This window comes from Pantoea sp. B_9 (assembly GCF_008632015.1).
Taxonomy (GTDB): Bacteria; Pseudomonadota; Gammaproteobacteria; order Enterobacterales; family Enterobacteriaceae; genus Pantoea; species Pantoea dispersa.
Genome location: NZ_VWVL01000007.1, coordinates 108,179 through 125,113, shown reverse-complemented (window position 1 = coordinate 125,113; position 16,935 = coordinate 108,179). Strand labels below are relative to the sequence as shown.

Below are 16,935 nucleotides of genomic sequence, written 5' to 3'. Positions count from 1 at the left end.
TCTGACGCAACGGGACGACCCGTTTTACGCCGTCACAGCTGGTGCAGGACGACCTGCCGCAATAAGAGTATTCAGTCATGATTGATCGCGTATTGATTGCCAACCGTGGCGCGATTGCCGTGCGTATCATCCGTACCCTGCAGGCCATGAATATCCGGGCGATTGCCGTCTATGCCGAAGCCGATCGCCATGCGCGCCACGTGCGGCTGGCCGATGAAGCCTGGTCGCTGGGCGAGGGCCAGGTGCGCGACACCTATCTCAACCAGGACAAACTGCTGGCGATTGCCGCGCAGAGCGGCGCGCAGGCGCTGCATCCGGGCTATGGCTTTCTCAGTGAAAAACCGGAGTTTGTCACGCGCTGCGAAGCGGCGGGCCTGCATTTTCTCGGGCCGGATGCGGCGCAGATGCGGGCGTTTGGCCTGAAACATCGCGCGCGCGAACTGGCTGAGCAGAACGCGGTGCCACTGCTGCCGGGCAGCGGCCTGCTGACTTCCCTGCAGCAGGCACAGGCCGCCGCGCAACAGATTGGCTATCCGGTGATGCTGAAAAGTACCGCCGGCGGTGGCGGCATTGGGATGCAGCGCTGCAACAGCGCGGACGAGCTGGAGGAAGCCTTTACCCGCGTGAAGCGGCTGGCAGGTAACAACTTCGCCGACGATGGCGTCTTCTTAGAGAAATTTATCGCCCGGGCGCGGCATATCGAGGTACAGATTTTTGGCGATGGTCGGGGCGACGTGATTGCGCTGGGCGAACGCGACTGCTCGGCGCAGCGCCGTAATCAGAAGGTGCTGGAGGAGACGCCCGCGCCGCGGCTGAGCGATGCGGTGCGCGCGCAGTTGCAGGCCACCGCCGTACGGCTGGCGCGCGCGGTTAACTATCGCAGCGCCGGCACGGTGGAGTATGTCTACGATGAGGCCAGCCAGCAATTCTGGTTCCTGGAGGTGAATACCCGCCTGCAGGTCGAGCATGGCGTCACTGAACTGGTGTACGGCGTGGATCTGGTGCGCTGGATGGTCGAACTGGCGCAGCAGCGTCTGCCGCCGCTGGCGACGCTGCAACCGGAGGCGCAGGGCCATGCTATTCAGGTACGGCTGTACGCTGAGGATCCGGCGAAGCAGTTTCAGCCAAGCGCCGGACTGCTCAGCCACGTGCAGTTCCCGACGGCGCTCGATCACGCTACGCTGCGCATCGACAGCAGCGTAGAGAGCGGCATGGAAGTTTCACCGTTTTACGATCCGATGCTGGCGAAGATCCTCGTGCACGCGGCCGATCGCCAGCGCGCGCTCGACGGCATGATCGCGGCGCTGGCGCAGAGTGAGCTGTATGGCATCGAGACCAACCTGCGCTGGCTGCGTCAGCTCTGTACGCTGCCGGACGTGCAGCAGGGGCGCATCATTACCGCCACGCTCGGCAGCGTGGCGTGGCAGCCGCCAACGCTGGATATCCTCAGCGGCGGCACCCTCACCACGGTGCAGGATGCGCCGGGCCGCGTCGGCTACTGGCACGTCGGCGTACCGCCTTCCGGGCCGTTCGACAGCCGCGCCTTCCAGCTCGGCAACCGCCTGCTGGGTAACGAGGCACAGGCGGCCGGGCTGGAAATCACGCTGCGCGGTCCGACGCTGCGCTTTAATCAGGCATGCAGCTTTGTACTGAGCGGCGCGCCGCTGGCGGCCACCCTCGACAGTCAGCCGCTGGCGATGCATCAGGTGCTGCATGCGCAGGCCGGGCAAACCCTGACGCTGGGCGACGTGCGCGACGGCTGCCGCAGCTATCTGCTGCTGGCGGGCGGGCTGGATACACCGCGCTATCTGGGCAGCCGCAGTACCTTTACGCTGGGTAAGTTTGGCGGTCACGCCGGGCGGGCGCTGCGCGCCGGCGACGTGCTGCAGCTGGCCGCGCCGCGTCAGGCTGCGGCGGCGCGCCTGCCTGAGACGCTGCTGCCGCCGCTTAACGGTGAATGGCAGCTGCGCGTTATTTATGGTCCGCACGGCGCACCTGCCTTCTTTACCGATGACGATATCGACGAATTTTTCGCTGCTGAGTGGCAGGTGCACTACAACTCCAGCCGCACCGGGATTCGGCTGATCGGCCCGAAACCTGACTGGGCACGCAGCGACGGCGGCGAGGCGGGCATGCATCCGTCCAATATTCACGACAACGCCTATGCCTTTGGCACGGTAGATTTTACCGGTGATATGCCGGTGATCCTTGGTCCGGACGGCCCTTCGCTGGGCGGCTTTGTCTGTCCGGCGACGGTGATCGACGCCGATCTGTGGAAGCTGGGTCAGCTCAAAGCGGGCGATCGACTGCGCTTTGTGCCGATCGCCCTTGCTGATGCCGATCGTCTGGCGCAGGCGCAGCGTCGTGAGATCGCGCATCTGCAACCGGATGCGGTGCGCGTGGTGCCAGCGCTGCCGTTGATCGATCCAATATTGCACCAGCATGCAGCAACCGCCGGGCGGCCTGCACTGTGCGTGCGCGCCGCAGGCGACCGTTTTCTGCTGGTGGAGTATGGCGCGCTGACACTGGACATTGCGCTGCGTTTCCGCGTTCACGCCCTGATGCAGTGGCTGGAGGCGCATCCGCTGGCGGGTCAGCTGGAGCTGACGCCCGGCATCCGCTCGTTACAGGTGCATTATGATGCGCAGCAGTGCGCAAGAAGTGAGCTGTTGGCGCAAATTTTGCACGCTGATAATCTGCTGGGCGACCTCGCCGACGCGGCTGTGCCGTCGCGCACCGTGTGGCTGCCGCTCAGCTGGGATGATGCCGCCTGCCGTGAAGCCGTAACACGCTATAGCCAGTCGGTGCGTTCGAATGCGCCCTGGTGCCCGAGCAACATTGAGTTTATCCGGCGCATCAACGGGCTCGATAGCGTGGAGGCGGTGAAACAGATTGTGTTCAGCGCCTCGTATCTGGTGATGGGGCTGGGCGATGTCTATCTCGGCGCGCCGGTGGCAACGCCACTCGATCCGCGTCACCGACTGGTGACCACCAAATACAACCCGGCGCGCACCTGGACGGCGGAAAACTCGGTGGGCATCGGCGGCGCGTATCTGTGTGTTTATGGCATGGAAGGGCCGGGCGGCTATCAGTTCGTCGGACGTACGCTGCAGATGTGGAACCGCGATCGCCGCACCAGCGCCTTTACCCAGCCGTGGTTGCTGCGTTTCTTCGACCAAATCCGTTTTTATCCGGTCAGTGCCGACGAACTGCTGCAAATCCGCGAACGTTTCCCGTGGGGCGATTATCCGCTGCGCGTGGAAGCCGGGGAATTTCGCCTCGCCGACTATCAGGCGCTGCTGACTGCCCAGGCGACGGAGATCGACGCGTTCCAGCAGCAGCGTCAGCAGGCGTTTGACGCCGAGCTGGCACGCTGGCGCGCCGATGGCCAGTTCACCTTCGACAGCCAGCTGCAGGCGCAGAGCAGCGAGGAAGTGGTGGTGCCGGCGGGCTGTCACAGCGTGGAGAGCCAGGTGGCGGGCAGCGTGTGGCAATGGCTGGTGGCGGAAGGCAGTGATGTGACCGCGGGTGCCACGGTAGGCATTCTCGAATCCATGAAGATGGAAATCCCGATCGTGGCGCCGGTCAGTGGCAAAATCCACAGCCTGCAACGCCAGGCCGGGCAGCAAGTGCAGGCGGGTCAGTTACTTATGGTGATCGATCCGTTTGCAGTATAAGAAAGAAGAAAAAATAATCAGGAAACAGGCAGCAAAACCGGGGATCTGACCCATACTTAGAGACCCGGTTCAATGTTGCATTGCCCTGACATCTTTTCGCAGTGTGCAACAGGCTGTGTCCCGTAACGGTTTCATTAAAACACTATTTTCGCCCTGATAAGGGAAAACTGTTTCGGGATACAGCCTGATAAGGCCGGTTTCAGCGCCTGGTGGCGCTTACCTCTCTACTTTCACGTGCTTCATAGTGAGTTTTAAGGAGTTCTCTATGGAAATAAAAGATCCAATGGTCGAATTACTCAGCAGTCTTGAGCAAATTGTTTTGACACGTGATGCACAGACTCCCGTATCAGAAATTGCACTCAATACCGTTTCCGTTCCCGAACCGCAGCGTTTACGCGAGATGACCGGCATGCAGGTGGATGAATTCGCCCGCGTGATGGGGGTGAGCGTCTCGTCAGTAAAAAGCTGGGAAGCGCAACGTACGCGCCCATCCGCCACGGCTCGCAAACTGATGAAACTGCTGCAGGCCAATCCGTATCTGGGCCGACAGCTGCTGGAATAACGCCGACTATCGGTTCTCTGTGACCCGCCTGCACGGCGGGTTTTTTTCAGCTTAAGCCACCGTATTTCGCCGCCTGTTTGACAAACCAGCTCTCCGGCACGCTGTACGGCGGTTTTGCCAGCTGCGCGATGCCCTGTTCAATGATGTGATTCGCCTGCTGCCACAAACGCCGATCGCCCTGCTGTAACAGCTGAATCTGAATCTGTTTCTCGACCAGGTAAACCCGGGCAAAGTTGGGATCGAACTGCACGATGGCACGGGTGTTATCGATGATATCGGCCAGCTTGATGGTTTGCGCCTCGGGCGAGGCTTCGGCAGTGTGGCGAAAGTGTGCCAGCTTACGGGCGGTACGATTTTTCGCCTGCGGCTGGGCGCTGTCGGTGAGCATGTCCACCAGATGTGCAACGCGCGCACCAAAGTGTTCTTCAATATCCTGTAAAGTACTGGCGGTGTCCTCCACCGTGTCGTGCAGCCAGGCGGCAGCGATCATCGCTTCGTCATCGCTGACGCTGCGCACCAGCTCCGCGACGGCAGCCGGATGCACAATATAGGGTTCGTCGGTGTATTTACGACGCTGGCCCGCATCGGCATGTGCCTGCGTGGCATAACGGCGCGCCTGCTCTTCCAGTGAATCACGCATCTTCACACTCCAGGAAAAAGTTGCTTGCAATTATCTAGCGCGCTATCTATATTGAGTCGCATGAACAGTAATCAAGATGACAAAAAAGTGAAGCCTGCGCCACTCCAGCTTGATCAGCATCTGTGTTTCGCGCTCTATTCGGCGAACCTGGCGATGCATAAAGTCTATCGCCAGCTGCTGGCGGCGCTGGAGATCACCTATCCGCAATATCTGGTGATGCTGGTGCTGTGGCATCAGGATGATCTGACGGTATCGGAGATTGGTGAAAAGCTGTTTCTCGATTCGGCCACCCTGACGCCACTGCTGAAACGACTGGAGAGCGCCGGTTTGCTGCGCCGTCAGCGTTCGCGTCAGGATGAGCGCCAGGTCGTGGTTACGCTGACCGACCAGGGACGCGCGCTGCAGGAAAAAGCCGCCAGCATTCCGGAAGCGGTACAGTGCGCGACCGCCTGCGATACCGACACCATAGCGGCGCTGAAACAGCAGCTGGACGATCTGCGCGGCAACCTGAATCGCGCCACCTGAGCATCAGGGATGTCGCTGCGGCGGCATCCTGAGAGTGAAGTTTTCCCCTGTGCCTTATAAATAGCACGCGATTATATAGCGAATAGTGAGGTTATGATGTCTTTAGAAAAAGTGATTTACACCGCCAAAGCCAAAGCAACCGGTGGCCGCGATGGCCGCGCCACCTCGTCTGATAACGTGCTGGACGTGAAGCTGGGCGTGCCAAAAGAGATGGGCGGCGCGGGCGGCGAGGTGACGAACCCGGAGCAGCTGTTTGCTGCCGGCTACTCTGCCTGCTTCCTCGGCGCGATGAAATTTGTCGCCGGCCGCGACAAAATCGCCATGCCAAAAGACGCGTGGATTGAGGGCGAAGTAGGGATTGGCCCTATCCCCACCGGTTTTGGCATTGAAGCAAAACTGAATATCCATCTGCCAGAGATGGATGCGGCGGAAGCGCAGAAGCTGGTTGATGCGGCACACATTGTTTGTCCGTACTCAAACGCGACGCGCGGCAACATCGACGTGACACTGAATATCATCAACTAAGTTGATGCCTGCATAAAAGGCTCCTGCGGGAGCCTTTTTTTTTCACGAACACCATCCCGCATCCCATCGAACTAAAGAATTTTCTGGTCTTACCATTGGTTAAATGTTCTACTGCTGCGCTCCGTGCATCATCGTAATTATTTGGGTTCAGATTCGTCCCGATCCTACTCGCCAGGTCACGCTTTTCTGCTACGCAAGCGAACCTTACGCTCTTTGCACAGTCACATTTACGGTTGAAGCATCGACACCAGGTCGGGAACAGAAATTTATATGAATTACATTAAAAGTTTAACGCAGCAAAAGTTGTCGCTTTTGCTGGCGCTCTATCTTGGCATCTTATTGAATTTGCCAATCTTTTATCGCCGTTTTGACGGCTTCTTAACGAAATCCACCGTCACCAACTGGTTATCCGCCGCGGCGGAAGTGACCGCTGCCGTACTGCTGACCTTCTTCCTGATGCGACTGCTGTCGCTGGGTGGCAAATGGTTTTATCGCGTGATCGCCAGCCTGCTGGTGGTGATTTCGGTGGCCGCCGCCTATTACATGGCGTTCTTTAACGTGGTGATCGGTTACGGCATCGTGGCGTCGGTCATGACCACCGATGTCGATCTCTCTAAAGAGGTTATCGGGCTGCACTTTGTGCTGTGGATGGTGCTGGTGAGCGCACTGCCGCTGCTGCTGATCTGGCGCAATAACCTGAGCCTGACACTGATTGAACAGCTGAAAACCCCTGGTCAGCGCCTGAAACCTACAGTGATCCTGCTGCTGAGCGTGGCGCTGGTGTGGTTGCCGATTCGCTACTTCGACAAGCTGCAAAAAGCCAATGAAGAGATCACCAATATCGACCTGCCAAGCTATGGCGGCGTAGTGGCGCACTCTTATCTGCCTTCGAACTGGATTGCGGCGCTGGGCCTGTTCGCCTGGACCAAGGTGGATGAGAAGCTGGACAGCCAGGAGTTGCTCGATCCGGCGAAGAAGTTTACCTATGTAGCGCCGCCTGGCATTGACGATACCTATGTAGTGTTTGTGATTGGCGAGACCACGCGCTGGGATCACATGGGCATGCTGGGCTATAACCGCGATACCACGCCGAAGCTGTCGAAAGAGAAGAATCTGGTGGCATTCCGCGGTGAATCCTGTGATACCGCCACCAAGCTGTCGCTGCGCTGCATGTTTGTGCGCGAGGGCGGCACCATGGATAACCCTGGCCGTACGCTGAAAGAGCAGAACATTTTTGCGGTGATGAAAGAGCTGGGCTTCACCTCCGAGCTGTTCGCCATGCAGAGCGAAGTGTGGTTCTACGACAACGCCGATGTGAATAACTTCTCGTTCCGCGAGCAGATTGGTTCTGAGAAGCGCAATCAGGGCAAAGCGGTGGACGATATGCTGCTGGTGCCGGAGCTGCAGGCTTCGCTGCAGCGCTTCCCGAAAGGCAAGCATCTGGTGGTGTTGCACACGAAAGGTTCGCACTATCTCTATTCGCAGCGTTATCCGCGCGAGTTTGCCCGTTATCAGCCTGAATGTATTGGCGTGGACGATAAGTGCAGCAAAGCCCAGCTGATCAATGCCTACGACAACTCGATTCTGTATGTTGATACTATGCTGGACAGTGTGCTGGATCAGCTGCGTGATAAGAAGGCGATTGTGTTTTATGCCGCGGACCACGGTGAGTCGATCAGCGAAAATATGCACCTGCACGGTACGCCGCGCGAGATGGCGCCGCCGGAGCAGTTCCGCGTGCCGATGATTGTCTGGGCGTCCGATAAGTATTTGCAGGACCCGACTAACCGCAGCAACTTTGAGCGGTTACAGGCGCAGCAGCGCGTCGGCAAAACCCATCGTCATGTTGAGCTGTTTGACACCATTTTAGGGTGTCTGGGTTATACCTCGCCGGATGGCGGTATTAAAGCAGCGAATAACTGGTGCCAGGCACCTGCCACTGCCAGCAGTGCGAAAGCGCTGTAATTCGTGCCTGGATCTTATTGAGCAGGCAGGTGTTTAAGGCACTGCTTGCTTTCCAGGCAATCAGGCGGATTTTCGGGAAAAGGGATTGACGCTCTAAAGTCACGGCAGTAATATTCGCCCCCATCGGCGAGTAGCGCAGCTTGGTAGCGCAACTGGTTTGGGACCAGTGGGTCGGAGGTTCGAATCCTCTCTCGCCGACCATATTCGAAAAGCCCGCTTTGCAAAAAGCGGGCTTTTTTCGTTCGTAGCAAAAGAGGATGAGAACCTCCGAAGGAGGTTTGAGCCGAGCGCAGCGAGACAACGTTGCGTCAGCAACGGCCCGCAGGGCGCTTCTCGCAGAGAAGCGTAATCCTCTCTCGCCGACCATCATTCAAGAAACCTGCTTTGCAAAAAGCAGGTTTTTTTTCGTCTGTCGTATTTGCACTCTCAGGGTGAAATACGGGACCGCTCCGTAAAGACGCTCTCTTGTCCCTGATCGCTCGGCACACGCCATCCATGGCGTGTGACGCTTTACTCCACGGCCCCGCCCTCCACCCTTTATCCGGCTTCGGTGATGGCTGAAGGTTTACTGGCTGCCGTGCACATCTTCCTGGTGCGTATGAATACGCACCCTACAAAAGTGCATAATCCTGTAGGGGCGCCATTCATGGCGACCGGATGACCTTCCCTGAACCAGACTCACATCCCGGCAGCGATCAAGCAAAGCCATCAATTTACGCGTTCCATTAATCATCACCGGGATAAACCGTATTATCCTTCAACACCGCTCTTCATCCCTTGCTGCATCAAAGCACCTCTCTTAATTCGCGACACATTCTGCTTATGACCGGCTTTTGCTTTTTGCTGATTTCTTATGCCATTACGCCAGCATATTTCGCTGCCTGAACGTCATAACGCACGGGGAATCGTTCAGATATTCAACATTTACCGACAACTTTAAGACGTTTTTTAACGGTGATAATCACTGTCATCAGGCGCTATTGCCAGAGAATCACACGGCATTGCGCGCTTTATCACCTTTTTAAATTTTGGCTTAGCGTACAAACACTGTTTTTTATCGTTGCTTGCACTTACTCACACTCTGTGTAAATAACCCCACGTTGTATTGACGTTCATTGCAACTGTTGACAAATTGATGCGTCAATAAGATGCAGAGACGGCCAGCGCTGGCAGGTTCCACGGCGTCAGCGCTACAACAATAACCGCTCGCATTTTGGTCATTACATAACTGACCTGCCCGAACCGCATAAAAAAATCAGAGGTCGGGCGACGCACACAACATCACATCACAATGGAGCAAAACATGATCAACTCCCTGGCCAAATCCAGGATGCTGAAGGTCGGTCTTAGCCTGATTGCTATGACCGTGGCCGCGGGCGTTCAGGCGAAAACCCTCGTTTACTGTTCAGAAGGTTCGCCGGAAGGCTTCAACCCGCAGCTGTTCACATCCGGCACCACTTACGATGCCAGCTCAGTACCGATCTACAACCGTCTGGTTGAGTTCAAAACCGGTACCACTGAGCTGCAGCCGGGCCTGGCAGAAAAATGGGACGTCAGCGAAGATGGTAAAACCTATACCTTCCATCTGCGTCAGGGCGTGAAGTGGCAAACCACCAAAGACTTCAAGCCGACCCGCACCTTCAACGCTGATGACGTCGTGTTCTCCTTCGAGCGCCAGCTCGATAAAAACAACAAGTACCACGGTGTCTCCGGCGGCAGCTACGAATACTTCGAAGGCATGGACATGCCGAAGCTGATCGCCAAAATCGAAAAAGTGGATGACTACACCGTACGCTTCACGCTGACCCGTCCGGAAGCGCCGTTCCTCGCCGACCTTGGCATGGACTTCGCGTCAATCCTGTCGAAAGAGTACGCCGACAACATGCTGAAAGCCGGCACGCCAGAAAAACTGGACTTCAATCCGGTGGGGACCGGTCCGTTCGTGCTGCAGCAGTACCAGAAAGACTCACGTATTCTGTACAAAGCCAACCCGGACTTCTGGGGCACCAAGCCAAAAATCGATCGTCTGGTATTCTCCATCACGCCAGATGCTTCGGTGCGCTACGCCAAACTGCAGAAAGGCGAGTGTCAGGTGATGCCGTATCCCAACCCGGCTGATATCGCCAGCATGAAGAAAGACACCAAAATCAACCTGATGGAACAGCCAGGGCTGAACGTCGGTTACCTGTCTTTCAACACCGAGAAAAAACCGCTGGATAACGTCAAAGTGCGTCAGGCACTGACCATGGCGGTGAACAAGCAAGCGATCATTGATGCGGTCTATCAGGGCGCCGGTCAGGCAGCGAAAAACCTGATCCCACCAACCATGTGGGGCTACAACAATGACGTCAAAGACTACGCTTACGATCCGGCCAAAGCCAAAGAGCTGCTGAAAGAAGCGGGCATGCCGGATGGCTTCAGCATTGACCTGTGGGCGATGCCGGTACAGCGTCCGTACAACCCGAATGCCCGTCGTATGGCGGAAATGGTTCAGGCTGACTGGGCGAAAATCGGCGTGAAAGCCAAAATCGTTACCTTCGAGTGGGGCGAGTACCTGAAGCGTGCTAAAGCCGGTGAACACCAGACCGTGATGATGGGCTGGACCGGTGATAACGGGGATCCGGATAACTTCTTCGCCACCCTGTTCAGCTGCGCGGCAGCGAAAGACGGTTCCAACTACTCACGCTGGTGCTACAAGCCGTTTGAAGATCTGATTCAGCCAGCGCGTGCTGAAGCCGATCACAACAAACGTATTGAGCTCTACAAGCAGGCGCAGGTGGTAATGCACGACCAGGCGCCAGCACTGATCATCGCGCACTCAACCGTGTACGAGCCAGTGAGCAAGAAAGTGAGTGGCTATGTGGTTGATCCATTAGGTAAACATCACTTCGAAAACGTCGACATCCAGGAATAACCTTTCGGATTATCGCGGTCAGGGCCAGCATGGCTGGCCCTCGGGCGGCACCTTCGCCGCCCGTACTCCGCACTTTATTTCCGGCTAATTTCTTATAAACCCTCAATACCTTGCGCTGATGCAGCGTGAAGTATGACGGGGATTTTGAAGCGCTTCTTGCGTCGCGTCCGGCTATGCCGGCTGCGGATTGTGAGCAATGTAGTCCATGGCGTTAGCGCCACGGAAAATGACTGAGAATCCGGCTTATGCTGCAATTCATACTCCGACGTCTGGGCCTTGTCATCCCGACGTTCATCGGTATTACATTATTGACCTTTGCCTTCGTTCACCTGATCCCCGGCGACCCGGTGCTGATCATGGCCGGTGAACGCGGTATCTCCCCCGAACGTCATGCGCAGCTGATGGCCCAGTTTGGTCTCGATCAGCCGATGTGGAAACAGTACATCACTTACATCAACGGCGTGCTGCATGGCGACCTCGGCATCTCGCTGAAAAGCCGCATCCCGGTGTGGGATGAGTTCGTGCCGCGCTTTAAAGCCACGCTTGAGCTGGGCATCTGCGCCATGATCTTCGCCGTTGCCGTGGGTATTCCGGTCGGCGTGCTGGCGGCGGTGAAACGCGGCTCAATTTTCGATCACACCGCCGTGGGCATCTCGCTGACCGGCTACTCAATGCCGATCTTCTGGTGGGGCATCATGCTGATCATGCTGGTGTCGGTGCAGCTCAACCTGACGCCGGTCTCCGGCCGCGTCAGCGACACCATCTTCCTTGACGACAGCCATCCGCTCACCGGCTTTATGCTGATTGATACGCTGCTGTGGGGCGAAGAGGGCGATTTCAAAGATGCGGTGATGCACATGATCCTGCCGGCCATCGTGCTGGGTACCATTCCGCTGGCGGTGATTGTGCGTATGACGCGCTCCTCGATGCTGGAAGTGCTGGGTGAAGATTACATCCGCACCGCGCGCGCCAAAGGCCTGACGCGCATGCGCGTGATCGTGGTGCACGCGCTGCGTAACGCCATGCTGCCGGTGGTCACGGTGATCGGGCTGCAGGTGGGCACGCTGCTGGCGGGCGCCATCCTCACCGAAACCATCTTCTCCTGGCCGGGACTCGGTCGCTGGCTGATCGAAGCACTGCAGCGCCGTGATTATCCGGTGGTGCAGGGCGGCGTGCTGCTGGTGGCAATCCTGATCATTCTGGTCAACCTGCTGGTTGATCTGTTGTACGGCGTGGTGAATCCGCGCATCCGTCATAAGAAATAAGGGGGAATCATGTCTGCTGTTGATCCCGCAAGCGTCACCGCTGCACCGAAGCCGATGACCCCGATTCAGGAATTCTGGCACTATTTTAAACGTAACAAAGGCGCGGTTATCGGCCTGGTTTACATCATTCTGATGCTGCTGATCGCCATCTTCGCCGATGTGCTGGCGCCGCATGCCCCGGCTGAACAGTTCCGCGATGCGCTGTTGCACCCGCCGGTGTGGCAGGAGGGCGGTAGCTGGAAATTTATTCTGGGCACCGATGACGTCGGTCGTGACATCCTGTCGCGCCTGATGTTTGGTGCGCGCCTGTCGCTGCTGGTGGGCTGCATGGTGGTAGTGCTGTCGCTGATTCTGGGCGTGATTTTCGGCCTGATGGCCGGTTATCTCGGCGGCGTGGTGGATGCAGTAATCATGCGCCTCGTCGATATCATGCTGGCGCTGCCAAGCCTGCTGCTGGCGCTGGTGCTGGTGGCCATCTTTGGCCCGTCGATTGTCAACGCCTCGCTGGCGATCACCTTCGTCGCACTGCCGCACTACATTCGCCTGACGCGCGCAGCGGTGCTGGTGGAAGTCAATCGCGACTACGTAACCGCCTCCAGCGTGGCCGGTGCCGGTACGCTGCGCCAGATGTTCATCAATATTCTGCCTAACTGCCTGGCACCGCTGATCGTGCAGGCGTCGTTAGGTTTCTCCAACGCCATCCTGGATATGGCCGCGTTGGGCTTTCTCGGTATGGGGGCGCAGCCGCCGACGCCGGAGTGGGGCACCATGCTCTCCGACGTGTTGCAGTATGCGCAGAGTGCCTGGTGGGTCGTGACCTTCCCCGGAGTGGTCATCCTGCTGACGGTTCTGGCCTTTAACCTCATGGGCGATGGTTTGCGTGATGCACTCGACCCGAAACTCAAGCAGTAAAGAGGCACCGAGATGGCGTTATTAAATGTAGAAAAACTGTCGGTGCATTTCGGCGACGAAAAGGCACCGTTCCGTGCGGTTGACCGCATCAGCTACCAGGTAGAACAGGGCCAGGTCGTCGGGATTGTCGGCGAGTCCGGCTCCGGTAAATCGGTCAGCTCGCTGGCGATCATGGGGCTGATTGACTATCCCGGCCGCGTGAAAGCGGAGAAGCTGGAGTTCAATCAGCGCGACCTGCAGCGCATCTCCGAAAAAGAGCGCCGCCAGCTGGTGGGCGCAGAAGTGGCGATGATCTTCCAGGACCCGATGACCAGCCTCAACCCGTGCTATACCGTGGGCTACCAGATCATGGAAGCGCTGAAAGTGCATCAGGGCGGCAGCAAGCGCACGCGGCGTCAGCGTGCCATCGACCTGCTGGAGCAGGTGGGCATTCCCGATCCGGCGTCGCGGCTTGATGTCTATCCGCATCAGCTGTCTGGCGGCATGAGCCAGCGCGTGATGATCGCCATGGCCATTGCCTGTAAGCCGAAGCTGCTGATTGCCGATGAGCCTACCACGGCGCTCGACGTGACCATTCAGGCGCAAATCATCGAACTGCTGCTGGAGTTACAGAAGCAGGAGAACATGGCGCTGATCCTGATTACGCACGATCTGGCGCTGGTGGCCGAAGCGGCGCAGCACATCATCGTGATGTACGCCGGTCAGGTGGTGGAGAGCGGCAAAGCGGTGGATATCTTCAAAGCGCCGCGTCACCCGTATACGCAGGCGCTGCTGCGTGCGCTGCCGGAGTTTGCCGCCGACAAAGCGCGGCTGGCATCGCTGCCGGGCGTGGTGCCGGGCAAGTATGACCGCCCTAACGGCTGTCTGCTCAATCCGCGCTGCCCGTACGTGACCGACCGCTGCCGTACTGAAGAACCTGAGCTGCGCGATATTCCGGGCCGCCAGTCCAAATGTCACTTCCCACTGGATGATGCCGGGAGACCGACTTATGAGTCTTGATAACACGAAGCAGGATTACCTGCTGCAGGCGATTGACCTGAAAAAACACTATCCGGTGAAAAAGGGTCTGTTCGGCCAGGAGCGCCTGGTGAAGGCGCTGGACGGCGTCTCCTTTAACCTTGAGCGTGGCAAAACGCTGGCGGTGGTGGGCGAATCCGGCTGCGGTAAATCCACGCTCGGACGCCTGCTGACGATGATTGAAACGCCGACCGCCGGCGAGTTGTACTGGCACGGGCAGGATCTGCTAAAACACGATCCGCAGGCGCAAAAGCTGCGCCGGCAGAAAATCCAGATTGTGTTCCAGAACCCGTATGGTTCGCTCAATCCGCGTAAGAAAATCAGCCAGATTCTGGAAGAGCCGCTGGTGATAAATACCGCGCTGAGCAAAGCGGAACGGCGGGAAAAAACGCTGGAGATGATGGCCAAAGTGGGCCTGAAAACCGAGCACTACGATCGCTATCCGCATATGTTCTCCGGCGGTCAGCGCCAGCGTATCGCTATTGCGCGCGGCCTGATGCTCGATCCCGACGTGCTGATTGCCGATGAGCCGGTCTCGGCGCTCGACGTATCGGTGCGAGCTCAGGTGCTCAACCTGATGATGGATTTACAGCAGGATCTCGGCCTGTCCTATGTGTTCATCTCGCATGACCTGTCGGTGGTGGAGCACATCGCCGACGAAGTCATGGTGATGTACCTCGGACGCTGTGTGGAAAAGGGCAGCAAAGAGGCGATCTTCAGCAACCCGCGCCATCCGTATACTCAGGCGCTGCTGTCGGCCACGCCACGCCTCAATCCGGACGAACGCCGCGAGCGCATCAAACTGACCGGTGAGCTGCCGAGCCCGCTGAATCCGCCGCCGGGCTGTGCGTTCAACGCACGCTGCCGCCGCCGTTTCGGTACCTGCGTGCAGCTGCAGCCGAAACTGAAGCAGTATGGTGAGCAGCAAATCGCCTGCTTCGCCGTCGACCAGGATGAGAATCAGCCGGTGGCGACGCCGTAATTACGGCCAGTCAGTGCGAAAGGCTCCTGCGGGAGCCTTTGTTATTGGTGGCCTGATACATGAGTAAAATTAACCTGACGTGTCTTAATCGCCTGCGATGGCAGAAATGTATTACGCGACTGAATCTTTAAATCGCTGGTCCTGAACCACAGCGAAAAGGTTAAGGCAAATTCTGAATCCGTGCCGCATTGTGTGAGCGCCGTCACGGCCAGAGATAACTGCACATTTCAATGGTAAGTTGTTTATTATCAGTGTATTACTTTAATTATCTCCCGGCTGCTATTTCCGTTAATCGATTTTTATTAATCCTGCTCAATTAATCAGTGCATGCTTTTTGCATCTGTATATTTTCAATCTTTCAGATAAAACTCTTTTGTCGAATCTGCGGTTTTAATAATCAGAATTCTCTCACCGTGTCTTAACGTGTGTGTTATATTCGCGGAAATTACCCCTCCGCTTTAACAGGCTCTGATCATGAAGAACTACGACGATCTGCAGCGTTTCCAGGAAAAAACGCAAACGCTGGACATTGCTTTTAAGGATATGTCCGGGCAATCGCTGGAAGCCGATCACAGCCAGTGGGCGATCATCCGTCAGCTGGCGACGGATGATGAGCCGGAGCTGGGTAGCGGCCAGCGCGTCGATCTGCCGCAGCCGCAGCCGATTCGCGGCGATGAGTTTGTCGCGCCGCCACAGGCTCTTAATCCGGCGCCCGTCGCCCGCAGTGAAAAGGCATCGCTGCTGCAGAGCCTCGCCGCCAGCGCGCCGGCACCCGATACAGAAACACCGCGCAGCGCGCTGTTTCCACCGGCAAGCAGCGCGCCCACTGCCGCATCCGTGTCGTCGCTGGCACCGGCAGCCACGCACGTAGCGCGTCAGGCGGCCACTTCACTGTTCCCACCGCCGCCGGTCAGCGCGCCGGTCGCTGAACAGGCGGTCGCCCCTGCTGCCGCAGCACCGGCCACTGCGCCCGCCGTGGTGCAGCCGGAGCCTGCTACGCCCTCGCGCTTTGGCGCACTGTTCCGCTCGCGTGCGGCGGAACCGGTTCATTTATCTAAAGAAACACTGCTCAAACCGTTACTGGAGAAGATCGCGCTATGCCATTAGTTTGTGTGTGCTCGCCAAAAGGGGGAGTAGGAAAAACCACCATGGCGGCCAACCTGGCCTGGAGTCTGGCGCGTGCCGGCAGCAAAGTGCTGGCGATCGATTTTGACGTACAAAATGCGCTGCGCCTGCATTTTGGCGTACCGCTGCACGACAGCCGCGGCTTTGTGGCGCGCTCGGAAGAGCAGGCTGACTGGAGTCAGTCGATCCTCACCACCGGCAGCAACATCTTTGTCATGCCTTACGGTGAGGTGACTGAAGCGCAGCGTGAGCGCTTCGAACACAACCTGGCGCACGATGCCCATTTCTTAAAACGCGGCCTGGATACCGTCCTGAATTATCCGGGTCTGGTGATTATTGCGGATTTTCCGCCAGGGCCCGGTCCGGCGCTGAAAGCCATGCAGGCGCTGGCCGATATGCATTTAGTGGTGATGCTGGCGGATACCGCCTCGGTGGCGCTGCTGCCGCAAATTGAAAACCATCGCATGATTGGCCAGCCATTAAATAATCAGCACGGTCATTATTTCGTGCTCAACCAAAGTGATAATCGCCGGAATATCAGCCGTGAAGTGACCGCATTTATGCAGCAGCGGCTGGGCGATAATTTACTCGGCGTGGTGCACCGCGATGAAAGCGTGGCTGAGGCCAATGCCTCGCAGCAGTCAATCTATGATTTCAGCCCGGCTTCAGCAGCGGCGTTTGATATTGAACTGGTGGCAAAACGGGTGGCGAATATCCTGAATATCAACGTAGGCAACGGCGAAGTTCAGGCACCGATCCGCAGTCATTATTAACAAGCCCGGCCGCCAGCGGCCTGGTTCAAATAATAACAACACAGCTTCTTCAG

At 57.7% G+C, this 16,935-nt stretch carries 13 protein-coding genes, 1 tRNA gene and 1 other RNA gene; 14 read left to right on the top strand and 1 reads right to left on the bottom strand.

Going from position 1 to position 16,935, the window contains the following annotated elements; genetic code table 11:
* Positions 1-77: 77 nt before the first annotated feature.
* Together uca and F3I21_RS19000 are read left to right on the top strand one after the other, a co-directional pair.
* Positions 78-3,677, top strand: a complete 3,600-nt coding sequence (gene uca / locus F3I21_RS19005) for an urea carboxylase (protein ID WP_150059533.1) — start codon at positions 78-80, stop codon at positions 3,675-3,677.
* Between the two features lie 265 nt (positions 3,678-3,942).
* On the top strand, positions 3,943-4,239 hold the full coding sequence (locus F3I21_RS19000) for an HTH-type transcriptional regulator (RefSeq protein WP_021507026.1): 297 nt from the start codon (positions 3,943-3,945) through the stop codon (positions 4,237-4,239).
* A 46-nt stretch (positions 4,240-4,285) separates the two neighbouring features.
* On the opposite strand, the gene F3I21_RS18995 is transcribed toward F3I21_RS19000, so the two are convergent.
* Positions 4,286-4,879: an HD domain-containing protein gene (locus F3I21_RS18995; RefSeq protein ID WP_021507025.1), complete on the bottom strand. Its 594-nt coding sequence runs from the start codon at positions 4,877-4,879 to the stop codon at positions 4,286-4,288.
* A 60-nt stretch (positions 4,880-4,939) separates the two neighbouring features.
* On the opposite strand from F3I21_RS18995, the gene F3I21_RS18990 reads away from it, so the two are divergent.
* From F3I21_RS18990 to bcsQ, 12 genes are all read left to right on the top strand, one after another.
* Positions 4,940-5,404 carry a MarR family winged helix-turn-helix transcriptional regulator gene (locus F3I21_RS18990; RefSeq protein ID WP_058758075.1) on the top strand — a complete coding sequence of 155 codons (465 nt, stop codon included), beginning with the start codon at positions 4,940-4,942 and terminating at the stop codon, positions 5,402-5,404.
* A gap of 96 nt (positions 5,405-5,500) precedes the next feature.
* On the top strand, positions 5,501-5,929 hold the full coding sequence (locus F3I21_RS18985; protein WP_021507024.1) for an organic hydroperoxide resistance protein: 429 nt from the start codon (positions 5,501-5,503) through the stop codon (positions 5,927-5,929).
* A gap of 270 nt (positions 5,930-6,199) precedes the next feature.
* Positions 6,200-7,894, top strand: a complete 1,695-nt coding sequence (gene eptB / locus F3I21_RS18980; protein WP_150059532.1) for a kdo(2)-lipid A phosphoethanolamine 7''-transferase — start codon at positions 6,200-6,202, stop codon at positions 7,892-7,894.
* Between the two features lie 124 nt (positions 7,895-8,018).
* Positions 8,019-8,095: transfer RNA gene (locus F3I21_RS18975), tRNA-Pro, on the top strand.
* Positions 8,096-8,130: 35 nt separating this feature from the next.
* Positions 8,131-8,260, top strand: a non-coding RNA gene (locus tag F3I21_RS18970) — RtT sRNA.
* Between the two features lie 937 nt (positions 8,261-9,197).
* Positions 9,198-10,808: a dipeptide ABC transporter periplasmic-binding protein DppA gene (dppA, locus tag F3I21_RS18965; RefSeq protein WP_150059531.1), complete on the top strand. Its 1,611-nt coding sequence runs from the start codon at positions 9,198-9,200 to the stop codon at positions 10,806-10,808.
* Between the two features lie 245 nt (positions 10,809-11,053).
* Positions 11,054-12,073: a dipeptide ABC transporter permease DppB gene (dppB, locus tag F3I21_RS18960; RefSeq protein WP_021507021.1), complete on the top strand. Its 1,020-nt coding sequence runs from the start codon at positions 11,054-11,056 to the stop codon at positions 12,071-12,073.
* Positions 12,074-12,082: 9 nt separating this feature from the next.
* A complete protein-coding gene (gene dppC, locus F3I21_RS18955; protein WP_021507020.1) occupies positions 12,083-12,985 on the top strand; it encodes a dipeptide ABC transporter permease DppC in 903 nt (300 codons plus the stop codon).
* Positions 12,986-12,997: 12 nt separating this feature from the next.
* Positions 12,998-13,984, top strand: a complete 987-nt coding sequence (gene dppD, locus F3I21_RS18950) for a dipeptide ABC transporter ATP-binding protein (protein ID WP_021507019.1) — start codon at positions 12,998-13,000, stop codon at positions 13,982-13,984.
* Positions 13,974-14,984 carry a dipeptide ABC transporter ATP-binding subunit DppF gene (gene dppF, locus F3I21_RS18945; RefSeq protein WP_021507018.1) on the top strand — a complete coding sequence of 337 codons (1,011 nt, stop codon included), beginning with the start codon at positions 13,974-13,976 and terminating at the stop codon, positions 14,982-14,984. The genes dppD and dppF overlap by 11 nt, the downstream gene beginning before the upstream one ends.
* A gap of 474 nt (positions 14,985-15,458) precedes the next feature.
* Positions 15,459-16,091, top strand: a complete 633-nt coding sequence (gene bcsO / locus F3I21_RS18940; RefSeq protein WP_150059530.1) for a cellulose biosynthesis protein BcsO — start codon at positions 15,459-15,461, stop codon at positions 16,089-16,091.
* On the top strand, positions 16,082-16,882 hold the full coding sequence (bcsQ, locus tag F3I21_RS18935) for a cellulose biosynthesis protein BcsQ (protein WP_031279622.1): 801 nt from the start codon (positions 16,082-16,084) through the stop codon (positions 16,880-16,882). The genes bcsO and bcsQ overlap by 10 nt, the downstream gene beginning before the upstream one ends.
* The last annotated feature ends 53 nt before the right edge of the window (positions 16,883-16,935 follow it).